The 23740-nt window shown below is 70.0% G+C and carries 22 protein-coding genes and 2 pseudogenes; 13 read left to right on the forward strand and 11 right to left on the reverse strand.

Annotated features, from left to right (window positions below):
• The first annotated feature begins 155 nt into the window (after positions 1-155).
• Positions 156-2324, forward strand: coding sequence for an ATP-binding SpoIIE family protein phosphatase (locus tag ABT085_RS15040; RefSeq protein WP_351606637.1), 2169 nt, complete (start codon positions 156-158; stop codon positions 2322-2324).
• Positions 2325-2567: 243 nt separating this feature from the next.
• Here the strand turns inward: ABT085_RS15040 and ABT085_RS15045 are convergent, their stop codons facing one another.
• Complete coding sequence (locus ABT085_RS15045; protein ID WP_351606640.1) at positions 2568-3485, reverse strand: NAD(P)H-quinone oxidoreductase; 918 nt, start codon at positions 3483-3485, stop codon at positions 2568-2570.
• A gap of 489 nt (positions 3486-3974) precedes the next feature.
• On the opposite strand from ABT085_RS15045, the pseudogene ABT085_RS15050 reads away from it, so the two are divergent.
• Positions 3975-4187, forward strand: a pseudogene (locus ABT085_RS15050) (esterase); the annotation flags it as partial.
• Between the two features lie 27 nt (positions 4188-4214).
• Here the strand turns inward: ABT085_RS15050 and ABT085_RS15055 are convergent.
• Entirely contained in the window at positions 4215-5465 is a 1251-nt protein-coding gene (locus ABT085_RS15055; protein WP_351606642.1) for an NADH:flavin oxidoreductase/NADH oxidase family protein, read from the reverse strand.
• A 96-nt stretch (positions 5466-5561) separates the two neighbouring features.
• On the opposite strand from ABT085_RS15055, the gene ABT085_RS15060 reads away from it, so the two are divergent.
• Positions 5562-6176: a TetR/AcrR family transcriptional regulator gene (locus ABT085_RS15060; protein ID WP_351606645.1), complete on the forward strand. Its 615-nt coding sequence runs from the start codon at positions 5562-5564 to the stop codon at positions 6174-6176.
• Positions 6177-6249: 73 nt separating this feature from the next.
• Here the strand turns inward: ABT085_RS15060 and ABT085_RS15065 are convergent, their stop codons facing one another.
• The 5 genes from ABT085_RS15065 to ABT085_RS15085 all read right to left on the reverse strand — a co-directional run bounded on the left by ABT085_RS15065 (position 6250) and on the right by ABT085_RS15085 (position 12265).
• Entirely contained in the window at positions 6250-8028 is a 1779-nt protein-coding gene (locus ABT085_RS15065) for an MOSC domain-containing protein (protein WP_351606647.1), read from the reverse strand.
• Positions 8029-8132: 104 nt separating this feature from the next.
• Positions 8133-8999: an alpha/beta fold hydrolase gene (locus tag ABT085_RS15070; protein ID WP_351606650.1), complete on the reverse strand. Its 867-nt coding sequence runs from the start codon at positions 8997-8999 to the stop codon at positions 8133-8135.
• Positions 9000-9250: 251 nt separating this feature from the next.
• Positions 9251-9907 carry a hypothetical protein gene (locus ABT085_RS15075; protein ID WP_351606652.1) on the reverse strand — a complete coding sequence of 219 codons (657 nt, stop codon included), beginning with the start codon at positions 9905-9907 and terminating at the stop codon, positions 9251-9253.
• A gap of 147 nt (positions 9908-10054) precedes the next feature.
• A complete protein-coding gene (locus tag ABT085_RS15080) occupies positions 10055-10813 on the reverse strand; it encodes a hypothetical protein (protein WP_351606655.1) in 759 nt (252 codons plus the stop codon).
• Between the two features lie 21 nt (positions 10814-10834).
• On the reverse strand, positions 10835-12265 hold the full coding sequence (locus tag ABT085_RS15085; RefSeq protein ID WP_351606658.1) for a selenium-binding protein SBP56-related protein: 1431 nt from the start codon (positions 12263-12265) through the stop codon (positions 10835-10837).
• Positions 12266-12628: 363 nt separating this feature from the next.
• On the opposite strand from ABT085_RS15085, the gene ABT085_RS15090 reads away from it, so the two are divergent.
• The 3 genes from ABT085_RS15090 (at position 12629) to ABT085_RS15100 (ending at position 14264) form a co-directional block, all read left to right on the forward strand.
• Positions 12629-13045, forward strand: coding sequence for a nuclear transport factor 2 family protein (locus tag ABT085_RS15090; protein ID WP_351606661.1), 417 nt, complete (start codon positions 12629-12631; stop codon positions 13043-13045).
• Between the two features lie 333 nt (positions 13046-13378).
• Complete coding sequence (locus tag ABT085_RS15095; protein ID WP_351606664.1) at positions 13379-13828, forward strand: DUF4395 domain-containing protein; 450 nt, start codon at positions 13379-13381, stop codon at positions 13826-13828.
• The gene (locus ABT085_RS15100) at positions 13821-14264 is read left to right on the forward strand and encodes a thioredoxin family protein (RefSeq protein ID WP_351606706.1); all 444 of its coding nucleotides are present in this window, start codon (positions 13821-13823) and stop codon (positions 14262-14264) included. The genes ABT085_RS15095 and ABT085_RS15100 overlap by 8 nt, the downstream gene beginning before the upstream one ends.
• Positions 14265-14467: 203 nt before the next feature.
• Here the strand turns inward: ABT085_RS15100 and ABT085_RS15105 are convergent, their stop codons facing one another.
• Positions 14468-15496, reverse strand: coding sequence for an isopenicillin N synthase family dioxygenase (locus ABT085_RS15105; RefSeq protein WP_502982731.1), 1029 nt, complete (start codon positions 15494-15496; stop codon positions 14468-14470).
• A 575-nt stretch (positions 15497-16071) separates the two neighbouring features.
• Entirely contained in the window at positions 16072-17058 is a 987-nt protein-coding gene (locus ABT085_RS15110) for an NAD-dependent epimerase/dehydratase family protein (RefSeq protein WP_351606670.1), read from the reverse strand.
• Positions 17059-17123: 65 nt separating this feature from the next.
• Between ABT085_RS15110 and ABT085_RS15115 the strand changes: the two are divergent.
• The 5 genes and pseudogenes from ABT085_RS15115 to ABT085_RS15135 form a co-directional block, all read left to right on the forward strand.
• Positions 17124-17249 (forward strand): annotated as a pseudogene (locus ABT085_RS15115) (IS5/IS1182 family transposase); the annotation flags it as partial.
• A gap of 77 nt (positions 17250-17326) precedes the next feature.
• Entirely contained in the window at positions 17327-17941 is a 615-nt protein-coding gene (locus ABT085_RS15120) for a DUF3887 domain-containing protein (RefSeq protein WP_351606673.1), read from the forward strand.
• Between the two features lie 64 nt (positions 17942-18005).
• The gene (locus ABT085_RS15125; RefSeq protein ID WP_351606676.1) at positions 18006-18335 is read left to right on the forward strand and encodes a hypothetical protein; all 330 of its coding nucleotides are present in this window, start codon (positions 18006-18008) and stop codon (positions 18333-18335) included.
• Positions 18336-18356: 21 nt separating this feature from the next.
• Positions 18357-18560 (forward strand): hypothetical protein, encoded by a 204-nt coding sequence (locus ABT085_RS15130; RefSeq protein ID WP_351606679.1) that lies wholly within the window; start codon positions 18357-18359, stop codon positions 18558-18560.
• Between the two features lie 289 nt (positions 18561-18849).
• Positions 18850-19716 (forward strand): hypothetical protein, encoded by an 867-nt coding sequence (locus ABT085_RS15135; protein WP_351606682.1) that lies wholly within the window; start codon positions 18850-18852, stop codon positions 19714-19716.
• 139 nt (positions 19717-19855) lie between these two features.
• Here ABT085_RS15135 and ABT085_RS15140 read toward each other — a convergent pair whose 3' ends face one another.
• Positions 19856-20845, reverse strand: coding sequence for a DUF4231 domain-containing protein (locus tag ABT085_RS15140; protein WP_351606685.1), 990 nt, complete (start codon positions 20843-20845; stop codon positions 19856-19858).
• Positions 20835-21266, reverse strand: coding sequence for a hypothetical protein (locus tag ABT085_RS15145; RefSeq protein ID WP_351606688.1), 432 nt, complete (start codon positions 21264-21266; stop codon positions 20835-20837). The genes ABT085_RS15140 and ABT085_RS15145 overlap by 11 nt, the downstream gene beginning before the upstream one ends.
• Before the next feature lie 246 nt (positions 21267-21512).
• On the opposite strand from ABT085_RS15145, the gene ABT085_RS15150 reads away from it, so the two are divergent.
• Both ABT085_RS15150 and ABT085_RS15155 read left to right on the forward strand, forming a co-directional pair.
• Positions 21513-22250 (forward strand): M55 family metallopeptidase, encoded by a 738-nt coding sequence (locus ABT085_RS15150; RefSeq protein WP_351606709.1) that lies wholly within the window; start codon positions 21513-21515, stop codon positions 22248-22250.
• Positions 22251-22444: 194 nt separating this feature from the next.
• Complete coding sequence (locus ABT085_RS15155) at positions 22445-23626, forward strand: hypothetical protein (protein ID WP_351606690.1); 1182 nt, start codon at positions 22445-22447, stop codon at positions 23624-23626.
• Positions 23627-23740 lie beyond the last annotated feature (114 nt).

The raw sequence follows: 23740 nt of genomic DNA on the forward strand, positions 1-23740 counted from the left end.
GGCCGTCCGGAGCTGACCTCGTCCGCAGCGACGGGCGGGCCCGGCGACCTCTGACGGGGTGGCCGGGCCCGCCCGTGCCCCCTTACGGGCAGCCGACCCTCCGTGCGCCCTTCGGCCGAACGGAGGGAAAGGTGGGCATCCATTACATTCAAGTCATGAGGACCGACGTCGACTCCCTTCTGCGCGAGATCGCCGTCCGGCTCCGGCCGCGTATGGACGAACTGGTCGACACTCTGGTCACGAGCATGCGCGAAGAGGTTCCCTCGGTATGGGCTCACGACGACCTCACACACCTGGCCAGGCTCGCCGCCCAGCAGCATGTCGAAACCGTGCTCGTCAATCTCGAACGTGGATTCGACATCTCCGGTATCCGGGCTCCGAAGGCCGCCATCGACTTCGCCCGGCGCCTCGCCGAGCACGGAGGTCAGATCACCGGCCTCCTGCGCGCCTACCGGATCGCGCACCGCACCGCCCTCGGCATGGTGCGGGAAGAGGCGGCACACCTCATCACCGATCCAGAGCTGCGGGACACGGTGACCTTGGCCCTGGTGGAGGGGTCCTTCGACTACTTCGACCTCACCTCCCAGCAGGCGGTGGCGGCATTCCAGCACGCGCGTGACCACCGGCTGCAGCGGCGGCTGATGGTGGTCAACGAGGCCAGCCGACGGATCGGCACCAGCCTGGACATCGCCCTCACCGCCCGGGAACTGACCGAGGTGGGGACCGAACATCTGGCCGACTGCGTCACCGTCGATCTCGTCGACGCCGTGCTACGGGAGGAAGGCCCGGCACCGGCGCAGGACGCCCTGGTGCTGCGGCGCATCGCCCAGCACTCCGTGCTCGAGGGCTGCCCGGAGACGCTGCTGCCGCCCGGCAGCACGCACAGCCTCATGAGGGGATCCGATCCCGCGGACGCCTTGGCCACCGGCCGCCCGCTGCGCCATCGCATCACCTCGGCCGAGGCCCCGGCGTGGCTCGCCGACTCCGAAGCCCACAGGCCGTACTCCGACGACGCGGGCGTCCACTCGATGCTGCTGATCCCGCTGTGGGCCCGGGGCAGCCCCCTGGGCATCGCCCAGTTCTTCCGTCACCGTGACGCCGCACCGTTCGACGACGACGATCTGTTCCTGGCCCAGGAGATCGCCTCCAGGGCGGCCGTGTACATCGACAACGCCCGCATGTACACCCAGGAACGCGCCACCGCCCTGACACTCCAGCGCAGCCTGCTCCCGAACACCATCCCCCGGCACGGAGCCGTCGAGACGGCAGTCCGCTACCGGCCGTCCGGCGCCCGGGCCGGCGTGGGAGGCGACTGGTACGACGTGATCCCGCTCTCCGGAGCCCGGATGGCCCTGGTCATCGGTGACGTCGTCGGCCGTGGTCTGTACGCCTCGGCCACGATGGGGCGCCTGCGCACGGCGGTACGGACGCTCGCGGACATCGACCTCATGCCCGACGAACTCCTCACGCACCTCGACGACGTCGTCATCCGGATGCAGCACGAGGAGGGACAGGGCCTCGACGAGATCAGCGCCACCTGCCTGTACGCGGTCTACGATCCCGTGGCCCGGAACTGCTCGCTCGCCAGTGCCGGACACGCGCTGCCGGCCGTGGCGCCGGCGACGCCCGACGGCTGCCCCACCGACCCGCGGCCGGTGCATTTCGCAGACGCACCGATCGGCCCACCCCTGGGGCTGGGAGGCCTTCCTTTCGAGACCGCGCAGTTCGACCTGCCCGAGGGCAGTCTTCTCGCCCTGTTCACGGACGGTCTCATCGAAAGTCCCGGCCGTGACCTGGACCGCGGACTGGCCACACTGCGCGACGTACTCGCGCGGGCGGGCTCTTCGCTGGAAGACACCTGCGACCGGCTTCTGGACAGCCTGCTTCCGTCCCGGCCCGCAGACGACGTAGCCCTTCTCCTGGCCCGCACACATGCGCTGGGCGCCGACCACGTCAGCACCCTGGAACTGCCGTCCGATCCCTCGACGGTCTCCCGGGCGCGCGCCCATGCCACCGCCCAGCTGGCCGCCTGGAACCTCGACGATCTGGCCTTCGGCACGGAACTCGTGGTCAGCGAGCTCGTCACCAACGCGATCCGCTACGGACGCGAGCCCATCAGCCTGCGCATGATCCTCCAGTCCACGCTGACCTGCGAAGTCGCCGACGCCTCCGGCACCTCGCCCCACCTGCGCCGCGCCAGGACCTACGACGAGGGCGGCCGCGGCCTGTTCCTCGTCGCCCAGACCGCCGAGAACTGGGGCACTCGCTATACCCGCGACGGCAAGGTGATCTGGGCGGAGCAGCTTCTGCCGAACGCCTCCTGAGCCCGTTCACCGAAGTCCGGGATGCCCCTCGGTCCCGTGGACGGGCGACCAGGAGGAGGGCGTGGCGGGCCAGTCCTCCACCGCCGAGAACGATCCTCAGGGCGTGGACAGTGGAGGGCTCGGGTTCGGGAACGATGCGCCGATCCCGTAGACGGCCCCCCAGTCCCCGGAGGACACGCCCGACGGCTGCGACCGGACCCCTCAGTCGTTCAACAGCACGATCTTGCCGACGTGGCCGCCCGCCTACATCAGCCGGTGCGCCTCGGCGGCTTCGGCCATGGGCAGAGTCTGGTCGACGACCAGCCGGACAGCCCCGTTCTCGATCAGAGGCCAGACCTTGTCCTGGACCTCGGCAACGATCGCAGCCTTCTGCTCCTTGGAGCGGGTGCGCAGGGTGGTGCCGTACACAGACAGACGCTTGAACACGAGATCGGCCAGGTTCAGTTGGCCCTCGAGGCCGTTCTGCAGGCCGATGATCACCAGCCGCCCGTCGGGCGCCAGGGACTGGACGTTGCGTTCGAGGTACTGGCCGCCGACAACGTCCAGGATCACGTCGTAGGGTCCGTGCCCCGCGAAGTCCTGGGTCCGGTAGTCGACCGTGGCGTCGGCACCCAACTCCCGCGCCCGGGCAGCCTTCTCGGGGCCACCGACGGTGGTGACGACACGGGCACCCAGGGCCTTGGCGATCTGGATCGCGAAGGTGCCGATGCCTCCGGCGCCGCCGTGCACGAGGAGGGTCTCCCCCTCCTTCAGCCCTGCCGTCATCACGAGGTTCGACCACACCGTGGCGACCGCTTCGGGCAGGCCCGCCGCCTCGACCAGCCCGATCCCCTTGGGAATCGTGAGCAACTGCCCGGCAGGGACGGCGACCTTCTGCGCGTACCCGCCTCCGGTCAGCAGCGCACAGACCTCGTCACCGACCTGTCGGCCGGTGACCCCATCCCCAAGGGCGCTGATCCGACCCGAGACCTCCAGCCCCGGATACGGCGAAGTCCCCGGCGGCAGCGGGTACAGACCCCAACGCTGCATGACGTCCGCCCGGTTCAGGGCACTGGCCACCACGTCGATGACGACCTCCCCCGCCGCGGGCGACGGGTCCTCGACATCGATCCACTCCAGGACCTCAGGGCCGCCGGACTCCTTGATCGACACTGCCTTCATGGCTCTCCGTTCACATGACCGAGGTGAAGGGCTCCTGCAGGCAACCGGGACAGGCGATCACCGCACGCTCCTGCTGGGAGACCCAGCATCGATCGCGCGCCGCGACATGCAGCACACGATACCGAGAGAGGGGTGTAATGACAGCTTCCGCCCTGCTATGCCGGGAGCCAATGTTTACGTTGCGTACATTAGGTTCGAAAGTATGCGCCGTCAACATCGCTCCTGACCCTAGGAGGCTGCGCACCGCAACCTCCACACGGGCGAAAACTCGCCGTCCTCCGAGCGGCTCGCCGCCGCGTGACCGCGGCGGGCCGCTGCCCGGCGAGCGCTCCGCAGGCTCCTGGGGAAGGCACGCTCGCGGCCCCAGTTGCGTGCGCCGGACCGGACGCGAACGATGGAACCGGTTTTCCAGCCGACGAGGGGGGTCAGCTGCGGCCATCGGGCCGCACGGGCATGGCACAAGTGTGTGCTCGCGACATGGGAGTGGACATGACCGACCTTCCTCCGCCGATCACCCCGTACCTGGAGCCCGCGGCCAAGGCACTGGCCGAGGCGACCGATCCGCACCCCCGGATCTACGAGGTCCCTCCGGAGCAGGGCCGCGACATCCTCCTCGGCCTGCAGAGCGACCCGAGCGTTCCACGTCCGGAGGTCGACGAGGAGTGGGTCGAGGTGGACGCCGGCAAGTGGGGCACCGTCCGTGTTACGTAGCCTCGCCCGGAGGCTGGTTCACTTGCCCGCGCTGGCCTGCGTCTTGGCGAGCCAGGTACGGTAGCCGCGCAGCGCCCGTCGCTGCTTGCGCAGCTCGGAGATCAGGGCGACCGCCGGATGGGTGTTGGGGGTGATCCTGCGGTCGCGTGCGATGCGGCGCATCTGGTGGCGGACCTGAGCCATGCCGGCGGCGGAGGCGAGGGCCTTGTCGGACCAGGTGACCGGCCGCAGTCGGTGGTCGGCTTCGCGGCCGTCGCTCCAGCGGTCGGGCAGGTCAGGGGTGACGGCGAGGGCGGTGCCCATGCCGATGATCGCGACGCCGCTGTCGAGGACCTTCTCGGCGGTCTCGCGGCGGGTGATGCCGCCGGTGAGCATCAGGGGCAGCGGGCTGGTCTTGACCAGGTCCCTGGCCAGGTCGAGGAAGTACGCCTCGCGGGCCTGGGTGCGGGAATCGGCGGGCCGGCCGGACATCGCGGGGCTCTCGTAGCTGCCGCCGGACAGTTCGACCAGGTCGACGCCGAGCGGTGCGAGCATCTCGATCACCTGGCGTGCGTCGTCGGCGTCGAAGCCGCCGCGCTGGAAGTCGGCGGAGTTGAGCTTCACCGCGACCGCGAAGGACGGCGAAACGCCGGCGCGGACGGCGCGGACGATGTCCAGCAGCATCCGGGATCGGTTCTCCAGCGATCCACCCCACGCGTCGGTGCGCTTGTTGACCAGGGGGGACAGGAACTGGGACAGCAGGTAGCCGTGTGCGGCGTGGATCTCCACTCCGTCGAACCCGGCCTCCTCGGCACGGCGGGCGGTGACCGCGTACCGGGTCACGGTGGCCTTGATCTGCTCGGCGGTCATGGCGACGGGGCGTCCGAACCGGCTGCTGTGCCTGCCCAGGGAGACGCCGACATCGGAGGGTCCCCACACGACGCCGGGCATGTCGGCCTGGATCTGGCGGCCGGGGTGGTTGATCTGCATCCAGATCGCCCCGCCGCCGCTCTTGCCGGCCTTGGCCCACTGCGTGAACGGCTTCAGCGGCGCGTGCTCGTCGAGCACCACTCCCCCGGGGCCGGTCAGCGCCTCGGCATGCACCATGACGTTGCCGGTGATCAGCAGTCCGGTACCGCCGGAGGCCCAGCGCCGGTACAGCGACAGCAGTTCCTGGTCGGGGAGCTGGCCGTCGCCGGCCATGTTCTCCTCCATGGCCGCCTTCGCGATCCGGTTGGGCAGGACCTGGCCGGAACGCAGGGGCAGCGGCGAGAAAAGCTCGCTGGACATCCGAGTCCCCCTCTTCCATCTCGATCGACTACAATGTGTACACCGTTCACATTAGGCGATCAATGTTAGCGCTGCAAACATGAGGGAGTGTGACCTGTGTCGCAAGCGACCGCGTACCACCACGGCGATCTGCGGGCCGCATGCCTGCGTGCCGCGCGGGAACTGCTCGAGGAGGACGGCAGCGCAGGGCTCTCCCTGCGCGCGGTCGCCCGGCGCGCAGGGGTGTCGGCGACGGCGCCGTACCGCCATTACGCGGACCGCGACGCGCTCGTCTCCGCCGTCGCCGCGCAGGGGTACCGCGAGCTGGCCGAACACCTGGCCGCGGCCCATCCCGCGCCCTCGACCCCCGACGACCTGGCCGCGGTCGCCGTCGTCTACGTGCAGTTCGCGCTCGAGCACCCCGCCCTGTTCCGGGCGATGTTCGCCGAACCCTGTGACCCGACCAGCGAGGAGCGGGTCGCCGCGACCGCCGTGATCTCGGAATACGTCCGGACCATCGTCCGCGACGCCTTCCCCGGCGCGGACGACACCGGCGCGCTCGCGACGACCGTGTGGGCCCTCGTGCACGGCCTGGCGTTCCTGCACCTCGACGGCAAGCTCGACAGCTCCACACCCGAAGTGGTCGCCGAACAGGTCCGTGCCGCCGTGTTCGCCCTGTTCTCCGCCGCCCCGGCCTTGTCCCCGGCAGCGGCGGAACGTCCGGGCAAGTGACGGTCTGCCGGGGGCGATGTCGGAGTTCGGCACCTGCGACGACGCAGAAGCGGTCACCCACCCGGCACGTGGCTCACAGGTCCAGTACGACTTCTCCGGCGGGTCTGGAGCAGCAGATCAGGATGTTGCCCTCGCCCGGAGGCTCGACAGGGTCGGGCGAGTAGACGACCGACCCCGACATGAGCGCCAGTTCGCAGGTGTGGCAGACGCCGGTGCGACAGGACCACCGGACCGGTACGTCGCAGGCCTCGGCGAGTTCGAGCAACGACTCCTGGGCGTCGTTCCAGGGGACGTTGAGGCCGCTGCGGGCGAAGGACACCTGCGGGCCGGTGCCCGCGGGACCCGGGGGCTGGTGCGGCGCCGGTGCCGCCGCGGCGCCCTTGATCCCGGGGGTGAGGGCAGCGCCTGAGCCGAAGATCTCGGTGTGGACGCGGGAGGCGGACAGGCCGTGGTCCACGAGGGCGGCGGTGACGGTGTCCATGAAGGCGGCCGGCCCGCACAGGTACGCGTCCGCGTCGGTCGGCAGGTCCAGCCGGCGGACGAGGTCGGCCGACAGGTGGCCGGCTGCGGCGTAGTCGACGCCCACCCGGTCGGCGCCGGTGGGTCTGCTGTAGTAGACGGCGGACCGTGCATCGGGCAGTGCCGCTATCAGGTCGCGCGCTTCCTGGGCGAAGGGGTGCTCGGTGCCGTTGCGGGCTCCGTGCAGCCACCACACCTGCCGGGTGGAGCGGTCGCGGGCGAGGCTGTGCAGCATGGCCAGGACCGGGGTCGCGCCGACCCCGGCGGAGAGCAGCACGACCGGGTTGGCTCCTTCGGCCAGGCAGAAGGTGCCGCGGGGCGCCGCGGCCTCCAGACGGTCGCCGACCCGGGTGTGGGCTCGCAGCTCGTTGCTGGCGGCGCCGTGGGGTTCGACCTTGACGCTGATCCGGTACGTGCCGGTGCTCGGCGGGCCGGACAGCGAGTAGCTGCGGATGAGGGGCGGAGCGTCTCCTTCGGGCTGGATCTTGACGGTGATGAACTGGCCGGGCAGCGCGGCCGGGAGCGCGGTGCCGTCGGCGGCGGCCAGACGCAGGGAGAAGACGCTGCGGCTCTCGGGCTGGATGTGGGTGACGGTCAGGGGACGGAAGCCGGGCCAGCCAGGCGGTGGAGCGGTGGCTGCGGCGGAGAGTCCGGCGCTGCCGGAGGAACTCCCGGAGGTCCGCTCGTCGTCCTGCTCCAGGAGCGTCTTCATGGACCCCTGCCAGCCCGGGCTGAGCGCGGGAATGCGCAGGGCCCGCTCGACCTGTTCGCGGGTGTGGCCGGGCAGGTAGAGCACGGCGTCGAGTTCCTCGACGGTCATGGCCTCCGGGCCGGAGGACACCTTGACGATCTCCTGCCCGGCCTCGACCTCGCCCTCCTCGATGACACGCAGATAGAAGCCGGGGCGGTGGTGGGCCACGAGCAGGGCCGCCATCCGCGGCTCGCCCATGCGCAGCCCCACCCGGTAGCAGGTGACCCGCGGTTGGGTGACCTCGAACAGGGCGGCGCCGATGCGGTAGCGGTCGCCGATGCAGACCTCGTCGTCGGGCAGCCCCTCCACGGTGAAGTTCTCGCCGAACTGGCCCGGCGTCAGGTTCGCGCGCCCCAGTTCCTTCCCCCAGAACCGGTAGGAGTCCAACTGGTAGGCCAGCACCGCGCGTTGCTCACCGCCGTGCCCGCCGAGATCTCCCTGGCCGTCTCCGTCGATGTTCAGCCGCCGCACCATCCGCGGCCCGGCCACCGTCCGCTTGTAGACGCCGGTGTACACGGTCCTGCCGTGCCAGGGGACGTCTTTCGGCATCCCGACATTCACCGCCACCAGTCTGGCCACCACGCCGCCTCCCTCGGACGCGCTTCCCGTGCCGCCGCACCGGGAGGCGCAGGTTCAACTGCCGCGGCCTGTCACGAACAGCCGGCGCGGGCGGATCTGGCCACCTCTCAGGTGAGGACGCGTCCGAGGAATCCGTGGATGTATCCGCTGATGGCGTCCAGGTGCGTCTCGAGGGCGAAGTGGCCGGCGGGCAGCAGGTGGACTTCGGCCTCGGGCAGATCGCGCAGGAACGCCCGCGCGCCGTCCGGCCCGAAGATCTCGTCCCGCTCGCCCCAGACCGCGAGCAGGGGCACCTGACTGGCTCGGAAGTACTCCTGCAGCTTCGGGTAGCCCTCGATGTTCGTGGGGTAGTCACGGAACAGGGCGAGCTGGATCTCGTCGTTGCCGGGCCGTTCCAGCAGGAGTTGGTCGAACATCCAGGTGTCGGGGCTGACGAGGCTGGTGTCGGACGCGCCGTTCTCGTACTGCCAACGGGTCGTGCTGGGACTGAACTTGGCCCGCGCACCCGGCTCTGTGTCACGGCTGGGATCGGTGGCGTACGCGAACAGATCGTCCCAGAAGGGCTTGGTGAAGCCCTCCATGTACGCGTTCCCGTTCTGCGTGATGATCGCGTTGACGTCGAAGGAAGGGTCGAGCGCCAGGCGCCAGCCGATCGGCGCTCCGTAGTCGTGGACGTAGATGGCGAAGCGCCCGATGCCCAGCTGGTCCAGCAGCCCGGCGGTGATCCCTGCCAGGTTGTCGAAGGTGTAGTCGAACTCGTCCACCTTGGGCATGGCCGAGTGGCCGAATCCGATGTGGTCGGTGGCGATCACGTGATAGTCATCGGCCAGTGCGGGGACGAGGTGGCGGAACATGTGCGAACTGCTCGGGAATCCGTGGAGCAGCAACACGACCGGCGCGTCGCCGGGACCTGCTTCTCGGTAGAAGACCCTTTGCCCTTTGATGGTCGCTGACTTGTGTCGCGTGGGAAGCACATCGACCTCCTGCACCCTGCGGCGCTGAAATGCGTCAGATCCACCCACGTGCCGGTTCGATGACTTCGGCCAGGGGCGGCCGTCGCGGAGCCCGGCGCAGGCTTCCCCTGCCCGGCTTCCCGGCCCGACGGTATATGACGAATTGTCCCACTCACCACGCTAGTCCCGACCCTCAGGAAGGACAACGCGACTGAACCGCACCGAGGAGCTCACGGGCCCCGAGGAGCACTCGATACGGCTCGTCCCGCAACTCAGGATCCAGCGCCGTCCACTGCCCGGGCCCAGCGGCGGTTGCACTCGTCAGGGTCGGCCCGTGCGGCGCTGAGGGTGGTTTCGAACAGGCTCTGCAGTCGTGGTGAGTACGCCTGACGCGACACGGGCAGCATGCGCAGAACGCGGTAGCGAACCCCCGCGTCCGTGGTCTCTGCGTAGACCCGCATCGACGCTTCGGACCAAGCCTCGGTCGCCTCCTGCGATGCGTCCAGCGAAGCCGCTCGGATCCCGTCCGGAGCGTAGGCTGCAGACCGGTCCGCGCAAAGCGGGATATGCGCCCAGTACCAGGCCCGCGTCGCGCCCACGCGCTCGGGATCGGTGCCTGACCGCAGGTACGCGACAAGGGCTTCCAGCACGCGGCGGCGGCCGAAGCTGTATAGGGCTGGTTCGACGAACCAGCGGCAGAAGCTCGGGTCCGGATCGTGAACGGCTGCGGCCATGAGTGGCGCGAACAGCTCGTCCGCCAGGCGCGGGCTTTCGAGAAGCGGACGTCTCACCGCACCGGCCAGGGATCGCGCCCTCCCCTTTGCGGTCGTGCCTGGCGCGTCGACGTCGACCGCGAGGAGCCGCGCCACCTCTGCGGCGCAGGCCAGGAACGTGCGTGCCATCTCCGTGTCTTCTGCCCTGTCGGTCACGGCAGCATTCTGGACTGCCGCGGTGCCACGGTCTGCGCCCCTCGCGGGGCCGGTCTGCGCACCTCGCGGGTCGAAGGCAGAGTGCCGCACAGGCCGTGCCCGCCGGTGCCCGCGCCCCCTCCGTGGCCCTCGTGTGACAGGTCGCGTTCAGCGGTTGACTGTCCCGAAAAGGACGGAGAGCGCGGTGAGGACGGCCGCGAGCGTCATCGCCATCGCAGCCGGCACCCCGAGAACTCGCCGGTCCGCGGGCCGCTGCCGATGGGCGAGTGTGAGCGCCACCCACGCCGCCTGCGCGAGTACGCCGCCGACGGCGGCGAGCAGCAACGGCATGATGCCGTCCGGGATGGGCACTGCGCTCGCCACGAAGGCTCCCGCGACCAGGCCCAGGCAGGCCAGCCCGATCCACGGAGCCACCCGCCGCCTCGGTTGGGCCCCCAGCAGAGCGGCCAGTGCCAGGCCCTCGCTGGCCGCGTGCACGAGGAGCGCCGCCACCACGGCTACCGAGGCGGTCAGCGCCAAGGTCGCCCCCTCCAGGAAGCGGTGCAGAGCGAGTCCTGCTGCCGCGCCGACGCCGCCCGCACGACCTGGCTTGCACGGGCAGCCGATACGGACCACCGCACCCATCACCCCGTACGAGGCGAGCGCGGTGACCGGCACCGCCCACACGGGCACGCCGGCCTCATGGGCCTCGTCCCAAGCGTCTGGCAGAAGGTCGAGCACCGCGATGCTCAGCAATATCCCCGACGCGGCGGCCAGCAGAAGCACCGAGCGGCCGGATCCGCGCCGTGCCAGCCAGGCGCCCACCACAGTGGCCACAGCCACCAGCGCCACGGCCGCCAGCGTTTCGGTGGAGGGCAGCTGCCACCCGGTTGTGTCGTCGGTGTGCGCGCCTGCTGCGTAGATCACGGAGGACATGTCGCCAGGCGGTCAGCTGCGGTAGCAGTACGAATCCGAGGACGCGTCGCCGCCTTGCAGGCGCGTCTGGTGCACGCACAGGCCCAGGAAGTCCGGGCCGTGCGGGTAGAAGCGGCTGTCGACGGAGAGTCCGCCGTGCGCGGTGTCGGCGTCGAGTTTGACCATCCACGGGTCGATGCCCGCGGGGTACACCTGCGCGTCCCAGGCGCTGTACAAGGAGTTCGTCACGTACACGCGCCGCCCGTCGCGGCTGAGCTCGACCATCTGCGCTCCGCCGGTCAGCGCAGTGTCCGGCTCGGCGGGATGCGGCTGTCGGCTGACGACGCCGCCAAGACGTACGGACGCGGTCTGCCTCGGATGGAACGGGTCGCTCACGTCGTACTGATGCAGATCACCGGTTCCCCATGCGGATACGTACAGCCACTGGTCGTCCACCGACAGGTCGATGTCGGTGATGAGCGGGGGAACGGCGCCGAACGGCTGCAGCGCCGGAGGCAGGTCGTCCGTCTGCGCGGGCTCGGCGGGGATGGTGATCACCTTGCGGACCACGAAGTCCTCGCCCTCCCGGTTCCACAGCCACACCGACGCCGACAGGTCCTCGACGTTGACCACGGTGTTGGTGAACCCCCACGTTGCCTCGGGGTCGTGCGCGGGACGCAGCTCCAGCACCATCTGGTTCTCGTCCCCCAGATCGACGCGCTGCAGGTGCCGGCCGGAGTCCAGCTCCCAGAAGTGCAGCGAGTGGCCGTACTTGCGTTCCAGCAGCAGTTCGGGGACGAGACCGTCCTCGTACATCGCGGGGGTGCCCCATTCGCTGGTCACGGCGACGTTCTGGCGCAGATGCCACCACAGGTCGTAGGCGAGCCGCTGCGGTCCGCGGTCGCTCTCCCAGGCGCGCAGCACGTCGAAGCTTTCGTGGTCGAGCAGCGCGACGCCGCCGGGCCCGTCCGCACCGTCCGCGCCACCCAGGCAGGACAGGAACACCCCGTCGGGACCGCAGTGGAGTGTGTGCGGGCGCGAGTATTCGGCCTTGGCGGCCAACTCCTCGGACTCGATCACCTTGACCAGGCGCGGGCGGACGGGATCGGGGTCTGTGTCGAAGATGTGCAGCCGGGAGGAGCGTATTCCCGGGACGATGAGGTAGCGCCGCGCGGCGTGATCATGACCGGCATGCGCCAGCGCGCTCGAGCAGGCGTTCCAGCCGAAGTGGTGCAGCTCGTCGCCCAGGCCGGGCAGCTCGGCATGAGCGATCACTCGGCCGTATTCGGCGGATTCGGGGTCGGTGCCGACGGTGAACAACGCGTCCGCGCGCTGTGCGGTCGGGTCGAAACCGACGACATAGGCGAGCTTCTCCGGGGGCGCGGCGACGGCATCCGCCGGAGTGCGGTACAAGGTGGGGTCACTGTGGCCGTCGCGGTCGTGAGCGTGCTCAGTCGTCCTCATGGCTGTTCCTTACTCCCGAACGGGAGCCCGGATCCGGGGACTTGCGACAGGCAGCCGGACTCAACCGTTCGGGATCGACGTCCCGACGCGGGACACATATGCCATGAAACGAGCGTTTCACAGGTCCCGGAACCCTGCCACGCCGACAGCGCGGGGGCGCGGACCGCCACAACGCGCGGCTCGCTTCCGACACCCCCGATCGCCCGAGGAAGACGGCGCCGAGCAGAGACGGGCCTTCCGACCACCTTGCCATTCGCCGAACTCGATCACCCAAAGGGAGGACCCGGCTGCCCAGGCCCGACCGGCTCCGATCGGCTGGGGCCTGGAGCGCCTAGGGTGTCACCCCCACGGAAAGGCAGTGCCATGGATGCTGATTCCCGCACCAGGGCCGCGGTCGAGGAGCATTGGCGGGCCTCGGAACGCGGGGACACCGAAGCCGAGCACGCCATCTACGCCACGGACGCGATCCTGGACTACCCGCAGTCGGGCGAGCGGTTCCGGGGCCGAGCGGCGATCTCGGCGCAGCGCGGCGAACACCCGGCCGACCGGCATTTCGCCGTCCAGCGGATCACCGGCCATGCGAATCTGTGGGTGAGTGAATGCCTCATCACCTACGACGGTGTGCCTTCGTACTCGGTGAGCATCATGGAATTCGCCGACCAGCACGTGGTGCACGAGACGCAGTACTTCAACGACCCCTTCGGCGTGCCGGCCTGGCGGGCCGCGCTCGCGGAGCCGATGCCGGGCCGAACTCTTGGGCTGCTCGGGCCATCCGGATGACGAGCCCGTCTGCTGAACGGCGCTGCGACTTCGTGTGCGACCTGGCCACGCCGCTGGTGGCGTTCGAACGCGGGGCGCGGGAAGGCGAGATGCCCCAGCCGTGTCACGGGGCTCTGCGAACTGCTCCCGCTCCCGTCCGGTGTCGCACACTCGTGTCCGACAGATGAGCACTGATTGACCGCAGCGGTGGTCGCTGTTGCAATAGCGGCATGTACTCCGGGACGTGCCTGGTCATCAGGGCCCACATCGACTTCGGTCGGGTGTGGTCCGCCGCGTGTCGCTGACCGCGCGCCGACTCACACCGTATCCGTTCGCAAGGTCCCGGAGTTCGTCATGCCTGACCGCACACCTGAAACACCCGTCAGAGTCGACCCACGTGGCCAGCGCTTCGCCGCCGTGATCACGAGCCTCGTCCTCCTCCTGGTGCTGGCCACCGGCAGCGCCACCCTGCTCGCGACGCAGGCCGTCGTCTTCGCCCTCGGTGCAGTCCTGGGGCTGCGTTGGTCCCCGTACGGCTGGCTCTACAGCCGTCTGGTGCGTCCGCGTCTCGGGCCGCCGCAGGAGCTCGAGGACGCCCGGCCGCCGCGGTTCGCGCAGGCCGTCGGTCTGGCCTTCGCCGTCATCGGGGCGGTCGGTTACCTCTCCGGCGCCGCCTGGCTCGGCATCGCGGCGAGTGCGGCGGCACTGGCGGCGGCCTTCCTGAATGCCGCCTTCGGCTACTGCCTGGGCTGCGAGCTCTATCTGCTCTCGGTCCGTGGCCGGACCCGACTGGGACATGGGTGAGGCGGCCGTGAGCGATCCGACGGGACTTTTCGTGGCCGCCGCCGTCCTGGTGGCCGCGACCGTCTTCGGACTGGTACGGGTCCGACGCGACGGCAGGCTACGTGACACGGGCCAGGGCGACGGGCTGCGCTTGTCCTCTGGCGAGCTGGGCGTGACGCTCGGCGAGCGGGCGACGCTGGTGCAGTTCTCGACGGCTCTCTGTGCCACCTGCCCCGGTACCCGCCGTCTGCTGGCCGGTGTGGCTGACGGAACTCCCGGTGTACGCCACGTGGAGATCGACGCCGAGACACGGCTCGAACTGGTCCGACGCTTCGACGTGATGCGTACACCGACCGTACTCGTGCTCGACCGCACCGGTCGTGTTGTCCGCCGCGCCTCCGGCGCGCCGACTCAGGCCGACGTCGTGTCGGCGGTGGAGCTGGCAGCAGCAGTCTGAGAGAGCGGGCCCGCACGGCCGTCTGATGCGCGCATCCTGGAACGGAAGCGCACCGGCCGCCTGGCCCGCCCTCCTCTGCCCAGTCCAGCGGCCCGGGGCTCCGGGGGCCCGCAGCCCTCGGGAGATCGAGGGCTACGGGGACATCGCCCGCCAGGGTTTCGCTCAGGACGCCGTCCGCCAGGCGAGGACGAGCGCGATCGCGATCACGCGGGGCTGAGCAGCTCCGCGTGATGCCGCTCCGCGACGAGCGGATGCGCCCGCAGCTTGCCTTTCAGCTCGTTGAGGCCGTACTCCGCGAACAGGGGATTGGCCGGATCGTCGGTCACGCCGGGGGCGGTGGAGGCGTGCGGGAAGGGCAGCGGCTCCACGCGCGCGTCCAGCCGAGGGTTGTAGAAGAACGGCACGGAGAACCGTTCGACGGCACTGGACGGCGACACCACCCGGTGATTGGTGGCGACGAGATAGCCATTGGTGGCCACCTCCAGCAACTCCCCGAGATTGACGACAAAGGCACCGGGCAGCGGCGGCACATCGTGGAACAGCCCGTCCTCCCGCTGCACCTGAAGCCCGCCCACCTGGTCCTGGAGCAGCAAGGTCAGGAACCCGTAGTCCTTGTGTGCTCCCACCCCCTGATCGGCCCCGTTCCCCGCATTCCCCGGATACCGCACCAGCTTCAGATGCGGATGTGCCCGCTCCCCGAAGACCGAGTCGTAGAAGTCGGCGGGCGCTCCGATCGAGGCGAGCAGTTCGTGCAGCAGCTTCTCGGCGACACCGCTGAGCCGCTCCACCCACCGCAGGGCGGCCGCCCGCAGCTCGGGCAGCCCGGCCGGCCACTGATTGGGCCCCTCCAGCCACCAGTACGCCGGTTCGCCGGGCCCCGGCACTCGGGCGGGCCGCTCGGCCCCGATGTCGAGCTGATCGCGCCAGTCCTGCCGCCCGCCGGTCCGCTCGTCCCCCGTCCTTGTGTATCCCCTGAAGTGCGGCGAGTTCACATTGTCGATCGCGAGCCGCTCGGCCTCCGTGAGGGCGAAGAACCGCCGCATGGCGGAAAGCAGGCCCTCGGTCTCCTCCTCGCTCACCCCATGCCCCACGAGCTGGAAGAAGCCCACGTCATGGGCGGCACTGTGCAACTGGCTGTGCAACAGCGCCCGGGCCTGCGGCCCTCGGTCGGCGGCGGAGAGATCGATGATCGGCAATTGCCGGTACGACGGCTTCGCAGTCGTCTGGGTCACGTTCGTCATGGTGCATCCGCTGGGTATACGGGGTCCCGCACGCCCGCCATGGGTGAGCCGGCGCAGGGGTGCCAGATGAGCAGAGAAGAGGAAACGCAGGCGGCTGTGAACCGCAAGAACGCAGAAGCGCAGAAGCGCGACAATGCGCGGAGTGGCCGGACGGCTCAGAGGGAGCGTCGACAGCCCATGCTCGTGACGCGGACGTAGTCCACGTGGCGGCGTCGAACGAGCGAAAGCATGTGCTCAGGGTACTGCCTGGCCGAAGATCCGTATGTGGTGCGCATCACGTACGGGAAACTTTGCGGAAACGAGCCCAGGAACGGGCCGAAAACGCGGACGACCTGCGGTCGACCGGCGCTCCGGCAGGAACGGGTGTGCGTCCGTCCGCCGTGGCACGCACCGCGCGGCCACACGTCTCGGCCACACGTCTCGGCCACAGCGTCGAGCAGCAGGCCGTTCCACGGCACCGCTCGGGGAACGAGCCCGGAATCCCTCCCTGGCCGCGCTGTAGACCTCGAGGCCCCCGGACCTGACCCCGTCCGCGTCCGACCGTCCCGACTCATCAGCAAAAAGGGTCAGCCGAGGGCGTCGAGCAACTCGCGCTCGCGCTGCGCGCTGAGGCCTGCGCGCCTTTCCCGGCCCAGCCCCTGCTCGCGTTCCCAGCACAGCGTGTCCGCCAGCATCTCCGCCGGCGACCGGTGACGCAGTCCCGCGGCGCGCGCCGCGGACCCGTCCCGGGCCGACCACCCCTCGCAGCCCGGCTCGACCAGCCACATCGCCAGCGATTCGGACCCCATGTACTGGGCCACGCCGTTCGCCAGCAGCCACGCCGATTCAGCGGTGACCACCGGACCGGTGTGCCCGCCGGCGGCACGGGACAACTCGATCCACTCCTCGAACGGAACCACCGGGCCGACGGCGTCGTACGTGCCGGTGGTTCCCGTCTCCGCGGAATCGAGCAGCCAGCAGGTGAGGTCCCGCACGTCGACCACCTGGGTGGGCATGCCTGGTGTGTCGGGGACCAGCATCGGCCCTCGCGGATCGCGTGCGGCGCGGGCGGCCCAGTAGCCGGAGCGCCCGCTGTGATCGCCCGGCCCGCCGATGAGCCCGGCTCGTGCGATGAGGAGGCGGTCGCCCACAGCGGCCGTCGACGCCTGCTCGCAGGCGACCTTCGCCTCGCCGTACAGGTCGCGGTCGACCTCGCTCAGGTCGGTCGGGGCGAGCAGGGCCGCGGACTCGTCCGCCCCCGGCGTGGCGTGCGAGGCGTAGACGTTGCCGGACGAGACATACACCCAGTGCCCGGCCTTGCTGCCCAGCACGTCGAGCGCTCCACGAACGAAGCCCGGCTGCCATGACACCTCGACGACCGCGTCCCATTCGCGGCCGAGCAGGGGCTCGTACGCCGACGGGTCACGCCGGTCGGCGGCGACCAGGGTCGCTCCGTCCGAGACTTCTCCGCTCTCGCCACGCGCGAGACAGGTCACCCGATGGCCGCGTTCGATCGCCTGCCGCGAGAACTCCCGAGCCACCCATGCCGTTCCGCCCAGAACCAGGATCTCCATACCGACACACAAGCATCGAGATCACCGTCCGGCCAGACGGATTAGCTGACAGCAGACGGCCCGCCGAGGCGGTGCAGGTCCTGGCCGCCCTCAGCCCCACCGTTCAGCAGGGCATGACCGTCGCCACCGACAGGGCGTTCGTGATCCCTGAAGGGCCCCTGCTGTCGATCGACCGCGTCGTCGCCGACCGAGCGGGCGGTGGCGATGTAAAGGATTCCTTGACGAGCATCTCATGTAAAGGCATCCTTGACACGTGACTGATTCGCCGATGTCTCTCGCAGGCCTGGCCGCTCACCTCGCCGCGCAGGCCGGCGCCCTGGCGGGGGCGACCGGCAGCCCAGTGGCCCAGCCGGCCTATCTCGACCTCGTCCGACTCGCCGAGGACGTCGACGGCCTGGCGGAACAGGTACTGAAGCTGTGCGTACAGCAGTGCCGGGACGCCGGCCACACCTGGCAGGAGATCGGGGACCTGCTGGGAGTCACCCGCCAGGCCGCGTTCCAGCGGTTCGGCAAGCCCATCGACCCGAGAACGGGAGAACCCATGGACAAGACCGTCCGCATGACCGACGCCGCCGCCCGAGCCACCGAGATCGCGGCCGCCGTCCTCGACGGCCGTATGGACGAAGCCCGCCGGTCGTTCAATGCCGAGGTGCTGGCGGCGTTCACCGACGAGGTCCGCCTCGACGGGCTGGCCACGGTCGCCGGTCTGGTCGGCGCGTTCGAGGGCTTCGGCGAAGGCGAACCGTTCGTTCGCCGCATCGGCGACCACACGGTCGTCGACGTCCCGCTGCGCTACGAGGCCGGCGACATGAAGGCCCGCGTCGCATTCGACGCAGACGAGAAGGTCGCGGGCCTCTTCATCCTCGCGCCTGAAACCCCGTGAACCGCCACGCCGCTCCCCGGCGCCACTGGCGGACCGTCAGACAAGGCAGATAAGGCAGATGCGCATGGCCACACCCACCTACGACGACGGCACAATCCGCTGCGACGACCAGGGGATCGCCATCCTCCGCTACTACCCATGGGGGGCGAAGACGATCCGTTATGCCTCGATCAGAGGCGTACGGACGCTTCCCCTGACCGGCGCGAACAAGGTGCGCAGGTGGCGCATCTGGGGTTCGGGGGACTTCGTCCACTGGTGGAACTTCGACCCCGGTCGGCCGAAGAAGGGTGTGGCACTCGTGCTCGACGTGGGCCACCGGATCTGCCCCACGATCACACCGGACGATGCGGCCGCCGTCGCCCGCATCATCGCGGAGAAGCGCGAAGCGACCTGAGTGATGGGGGTGTACGTCACCATGCTGATTCCCCTGGCGCTCCTGCTTGCGACGGTGTTCTGGGTCCACCAAGACGCCGCGCTCCGCGACAGGCGGGGAACGCCTGTGTACTTCTCGGCGGGCTCGATCGAGGTGAGCAAGCCCGCGACGTGGGCTCTCGGCTGCCTGTGCTTGTGGATCATCTTCATGCCGCTGTACCTGACGTGCCGCCGGCAAGCCGACTGACGAGCAGCGTGATCGCCGAGTGGCCCACAGCCGCAGAATGGGCTGGGCCAGCTTGCTCCATCCGGTGGGTGGCCCGCGGGTCAGGTCCGTGCACTCGCAGCATTCGATCAGTGGCGGCGCACCAAAAGGGTTTGTCACAAGGTCGGACGTCGATGATGATCACCTCATGACAACCAGAAAGGGCAATGCCGTCTAGGCGCCCCGCTCCCCTCTCCACCGCTCGCGCGCCGCCGACCGCCGCTCACCGCAGCGTCCGATGGCCGTGACCGCCCACCCAGGAGAGCCCGCCGTGCAGAAGACCGCCCTCGTTCCCTACGCCCACCTCCCCCGAGCACACCACGACCACCACGTCCTGACCAGCACAGTCGACGTTTTCGGCACCGCCCACTGGCTGCTCGCCGAACGCGCTCCGCTGCCTGGCGGTGATGTCCAGCCCTTCGACGCGCTGGTCGTCTCCGTCCATCCGGACGGCAACGTCGAACTCACCGAGCTGAGCGCCGTGCGGGCCCGCTGGCCGCACCTGGACCGTCTGCCCGACGGCGGATTCGTCGTCGCCGCCTCTCGCGCCCGCCGGCACGAGGACGCGAACCAGGTCCAGGTTTTCGACATGCTCGGCCGCGAGACGTCGTCCTTCTCCGTCGGAGACGCCATCGAGCACCTGCTCGTGGACGAGGCCGGCCATATCTGGGTCGGGCACTTCGACGAGAACCCGGCCGGCATCCGCCGCTGGAGCACCACGGGCCAACTCACCTGGACCTCGGACGGCGCCCGCATCCCCGGCCTCTTCGACTGCTACGCCCTGAACGTGTCGGGCACCACCGCCTGGGCGTGCCCGTACACGGACTTCCCGCTCGTCGAGATACGCCCCGAGCGCCCGGACCGGCCCGTCAGGGTGTGGGCGAACCGCGTACGAGGCGCCAAAGCGGTGGCCGTCCACGGCGAGCGGGTCGCCTTCTACGGCGGTTACCGCGAGGAGCGGGACCGACTCGCCCACGGAGAGCTCACCGAAACATCCGTCGAACCAACCGCCGTCGCCCTGCTCACGCTTCCCGACGGCCCTGCCCCCGGCCGCCGGTGGGCCGTCGGTCGAGGAAGCAGGATCTACGTCCTGGTCGAGCCGTACACCGCGTGGGGCGTGTTCGACCTCAGCGGCTGATACCCAGCCCTGATCACCGACCATCCGACGGCCAGTCCCGCAAGGAGCTTGCCGTCGGCGCGCCTTGCCCCAGCCGGTTGGTGGGCTCTCAGCGCCGGTGGGTGCGGTGGTGCCGATTGCCGAACGGTGCCTGATCCGGTCAGGACGGGGCCGATGCGTGCCAGGGACCGCCCCGCATGAGCAGGTCGGTGTAGGGAGGAGACATCAGTCGCTCCGTTTCCGCAACCGCTCCGGCCCAGTTCTCCTCCGTGACGGTGGTGGCCATGGCGATCCGCGCGGTTTCCAGGTCCTGTTCGACGAGCGCGTAGGTGGCGGCCGTCGGCCTGAACCGTCGCGCTTCCTGCCAGGCCACCGCCGCGGCGACAGCGGTGGACAGGAGGCCGGCCACACACCAGCCGCCGATCAGTCCTGCCGCCTGGAGCGCCGTTGTGAGCAGGGCAAGAAGGGTTGCAGTGATGGTCGCCGCGGACCAGAGCCGGGCAGCCGTCTGGGCCTTGGCTGATACCCTCCGGTACCACTCGGTTTGTTCTTGCAGCCGGTCGCGCAGGTAGGCGTCCCGGCGGGCCTGGAGAGGTTTGGCCCGTAGCGTGCGCATGGTCGGGGTGATCTGGTCGCTGTCGGGGAGCGGTCCGGTGGAGAGCGGGTCCTGCCATCCCATGGTGCGCAGTTGCCGGAAGGCTCCCTCCAGCCGCTCGGTGAACAGTGCTTCGGGGTCGGCGACGCGGGAGTGGAACGGGCCGCCGTGCACCATATAGAGCCAGGCCATCGACTTGACGGTTTCCGCGGCAACTCGATGGAGGTGCCCGTCGGGATCGGCCCGGCGCCGCGCGGCACGTGCACCGACGACGAGCGTCAGGCCGTAGAGCACAGCGGCCAATACTGCCTGAACCCGGCTGCCCAGCTGTCCTGCGAGCACAGCCGTCACGGTGGCCAGCAGGAGGAGCACCAGGTGAGCCCGTTGCGCACGCCAGGACTCGCCCTGCCGCGCCATCGCCCAGTAGTCGTTGACGCGGTAGACCGGGGGGAGGTCATCGCCGTGCGGGGGGCCATCGTTGACGGGGCGGTTGGCGAGGGCGGCACGCACCCAGTACCAGAAGTCCGGCTTGGAACTCGTGGAGTTACTGGTCATCGTGGCTCCTCCCGGGGTTCGGCGGTGGGGGCGGTTGCCGGACGTCCGGCTCCTGCGTCGGAGGTTGGGGGTCTGGACCTACGATCTGCCCGGGGCGTTCGGTGATCGTCGCGCCGGGTTCGACGGCCGGCTGCCCGGCGGGTGAGGAGTCGGCGATCTGCTGGATGATGACGGGAGCAGCGACACCGAGCGTGACAGCGGCGAGGGGGCCGGCCACCTGGCCGCTGACGCCGTAGACGGCGGTGATGCCGATCGCCATGAAGCAGCGCAGGAAGACCGCGAGCAGGTAGGGCTTGATCTGCGGCTCTCCGTCCTTCACCCAGGGGAACCGCTCCTGGGTGCGGTGCAGTTGCCACATCTCCCCGGCTTCCACCAGGCCGGCGCCGAGCGCACCCCACAGGCACGCCTGCCACCACATCATGGAGCAGCACCCTCCCCCGGAAAAGCGCAGCAACACCGTGGGCGGACCCAGCATCCGGCACGGGCGTTGCGCTCAGGGACGGTACCGGGCAGCCCCACAGATTGTTCCCGGTTCGAAGAAATCCGATACCGGCGACAGCGACTCGGCAGTGCGCTGCTGTCATACGTCAGGGGTGCGCTCGTGGGCGTACCCGAATGGCAGCCCCGCCACCGTCCCGAGTACGCCGTCCTCAGCACCGCCAAGAGCCTGGAGGACGTCAACGCAGCCGTCCGCGGGGCCGTCGCGGCGGGCGCCACCGACGTCACCGTCAACGACGCGCACGGCCCAATGCGCAACATCCTGCCCGAGGCCCTGCATCCGGCAGCCCGACTTATCCGCGGCAGGCCCAAGCACATGGGCATGCTCGCAGGTCTCACGCCGGAGTACGACGCCGTCGTCTGCGTCGGCTACCACTCCCGGGCCGGAGCGCTCGGCGTACTCAGCCACAGCTTCATGGGCCACGAGATCGAGGACATGTGGCTGGACGGCCGACCGGTCGGTGAGATCGGCCTGGCTCACGCGACCGCGGCTGCCATCGGCGTGGCGGTCACGGTTCTGACCGGCGACGACTGTGCCTGCGCAGAGATGAGGGAATGGGACGCCTCGGTGAGCTCGGTGGCCGTGAAATACGCGCGCGACCGGTTCGCTGCCGAGCTGCGGCCGGCGGAGGAAGCACGGGCGGCCATCGAGAAGGCGGTCGCGACTCGGCTGTCCGCACCACCGGCCGCCGCGGGGACGGCTGTTGGGGCTGTTACGGCCCCCTCCACCCTTACGGTCCGCTGGCAGTCGGCTTCGGTGGCCTCGACGCTTCTGGGCATTCCGGGAGTCACCTCGAAAGACACCCGGACCGCGCAGGCACAGGGCGCCCTGCCTGGCCTTTATGGGCTGTTCGGGGTCTGGATGCGGGTGGCTGCGTCCCTGACCGACCAGCCGTCGTACTGCTGACCGCGCGGGGGCAACGCCCGGGCGGCGGACACCGTGTGGTCATCGTCCCCATGACTGCTGGTCGCTGGGTTTTTCCGCCACGGAAATCTGTTCGTGGGACAGTCCGTCGGCCCCGTCGCGATCAGCGCGGCGCACGCGATCAGCGCGGCGCACGCGGTCGGGGCGGCTGTGGACGGCGCAAGGGGGAACGGTACATGGGACGGGTCCGCGCGGAGGCGAACGCCGAGGGGGAGGCGGCGCGTTCGGGGCGGTCGTGCCGGTCGGGGACGCCGCTCGAGCGACTGCTGCGGCGGGCCGCCGTGGTGTCCGGGATCGGAGTCGTCGTGCTGGCCGGGGCGCTGCTCCTGCCCTGGGCCATCACCGCAGGGACCTCGTCGCACGCGTCCAGGACGCCGGTCGCCGACCCCACTTCCAGGGCCGACATGATCCGTACGCTCGAAAGCCTCCTGCCCGCAGGCGAGTTCACCGATCGGCTCGGGCGCGGGCTGGGCGAAGGATTCGATCCGTACGCGCATGTCGTCTACGACGACGGCAGTGGACCGGCGGCCGTCAGTGTCAGTTTCATCGACTGGCTCGAGCCGGGCGTTCAGGCAGAGATGACCATCGGCTGCCCCACCAAGGACCCGACGTATCAGTTCGACAGTTGCGTCGTCAGCCGGCTGCCCGACGGCTCTCGGCTGACCTTGTTCAAGGGGTACTCGTATCCCGACCGGCGCGTGGACACCAGGTTCTGGTCGGCCTCGCTGCTCACGCCGAGCAGCCAGTACATCTCGGTCAGCGAGTGGAACTCCGTCGCCGACCACGGGTCTCCGATCACGCGGGCCCAACCTCCCTTGTCCGGTGACCAGTTGAAGCAAGTGGTCACGGCCGCGCCGTGGCGCCGGGTCGTGGCCGCCCTCGGCGAGGACAAGAAGAAGCGCACGGTCGTGGAGGAGCCGTGCCGGCGCCCCAGCCCGGATGTGAACAAGGTCCTGGACACCTTCGTGCGGCTCCTGCCCAAGGGCGTCGAGGTCGTCGAGCGGGACGGCGGTGACGGTCACGTCGTCGTCGACGACGGAAAGGGCAGGAGTTACGTCCGTGTCGACGTCCGGTACTGCATGGGCGTGGACGAGGAAGTCACGCGCGTCTACGACGGCTCCGAGCATCTGCCCGACGGGACGATGATCGCCGAGCGCCGGGGACCGGACGGCCAGAGCGTCAAGGGGAACGTGATGTGGACGGTCGACACCATGGGCGGCGGCGGTCTTCGCATCGTCCTCAGCGCCTGCAACGCCGCGAGCGAGGACGGCGCTCCGTCCCGCCCGGCGCCTGCACTGACGTGGGCGCAACTGCGCACGATCTCCCTCAGCCCGAAGTGGGACCCGTTCCGCTCGTAGGTCTCCCGAGGACGCTGCACCCGGTCGTGCGGTCGCGGTCCAAGCCCCGGTCCCGGTCGAGTTCTGCCGAGGCGTGCGCGGCCGCGACCCAGAGCGCCGGGGCATCTGGAGGGT

The organism is Streptomyces sp. NPDC002265, assembly GCF_040296125.1.
GTDB lineage: Bacteria > Actinomycetota > Actinomycetes > Streptomycetales > Streptomycetaceae > Streptomyces.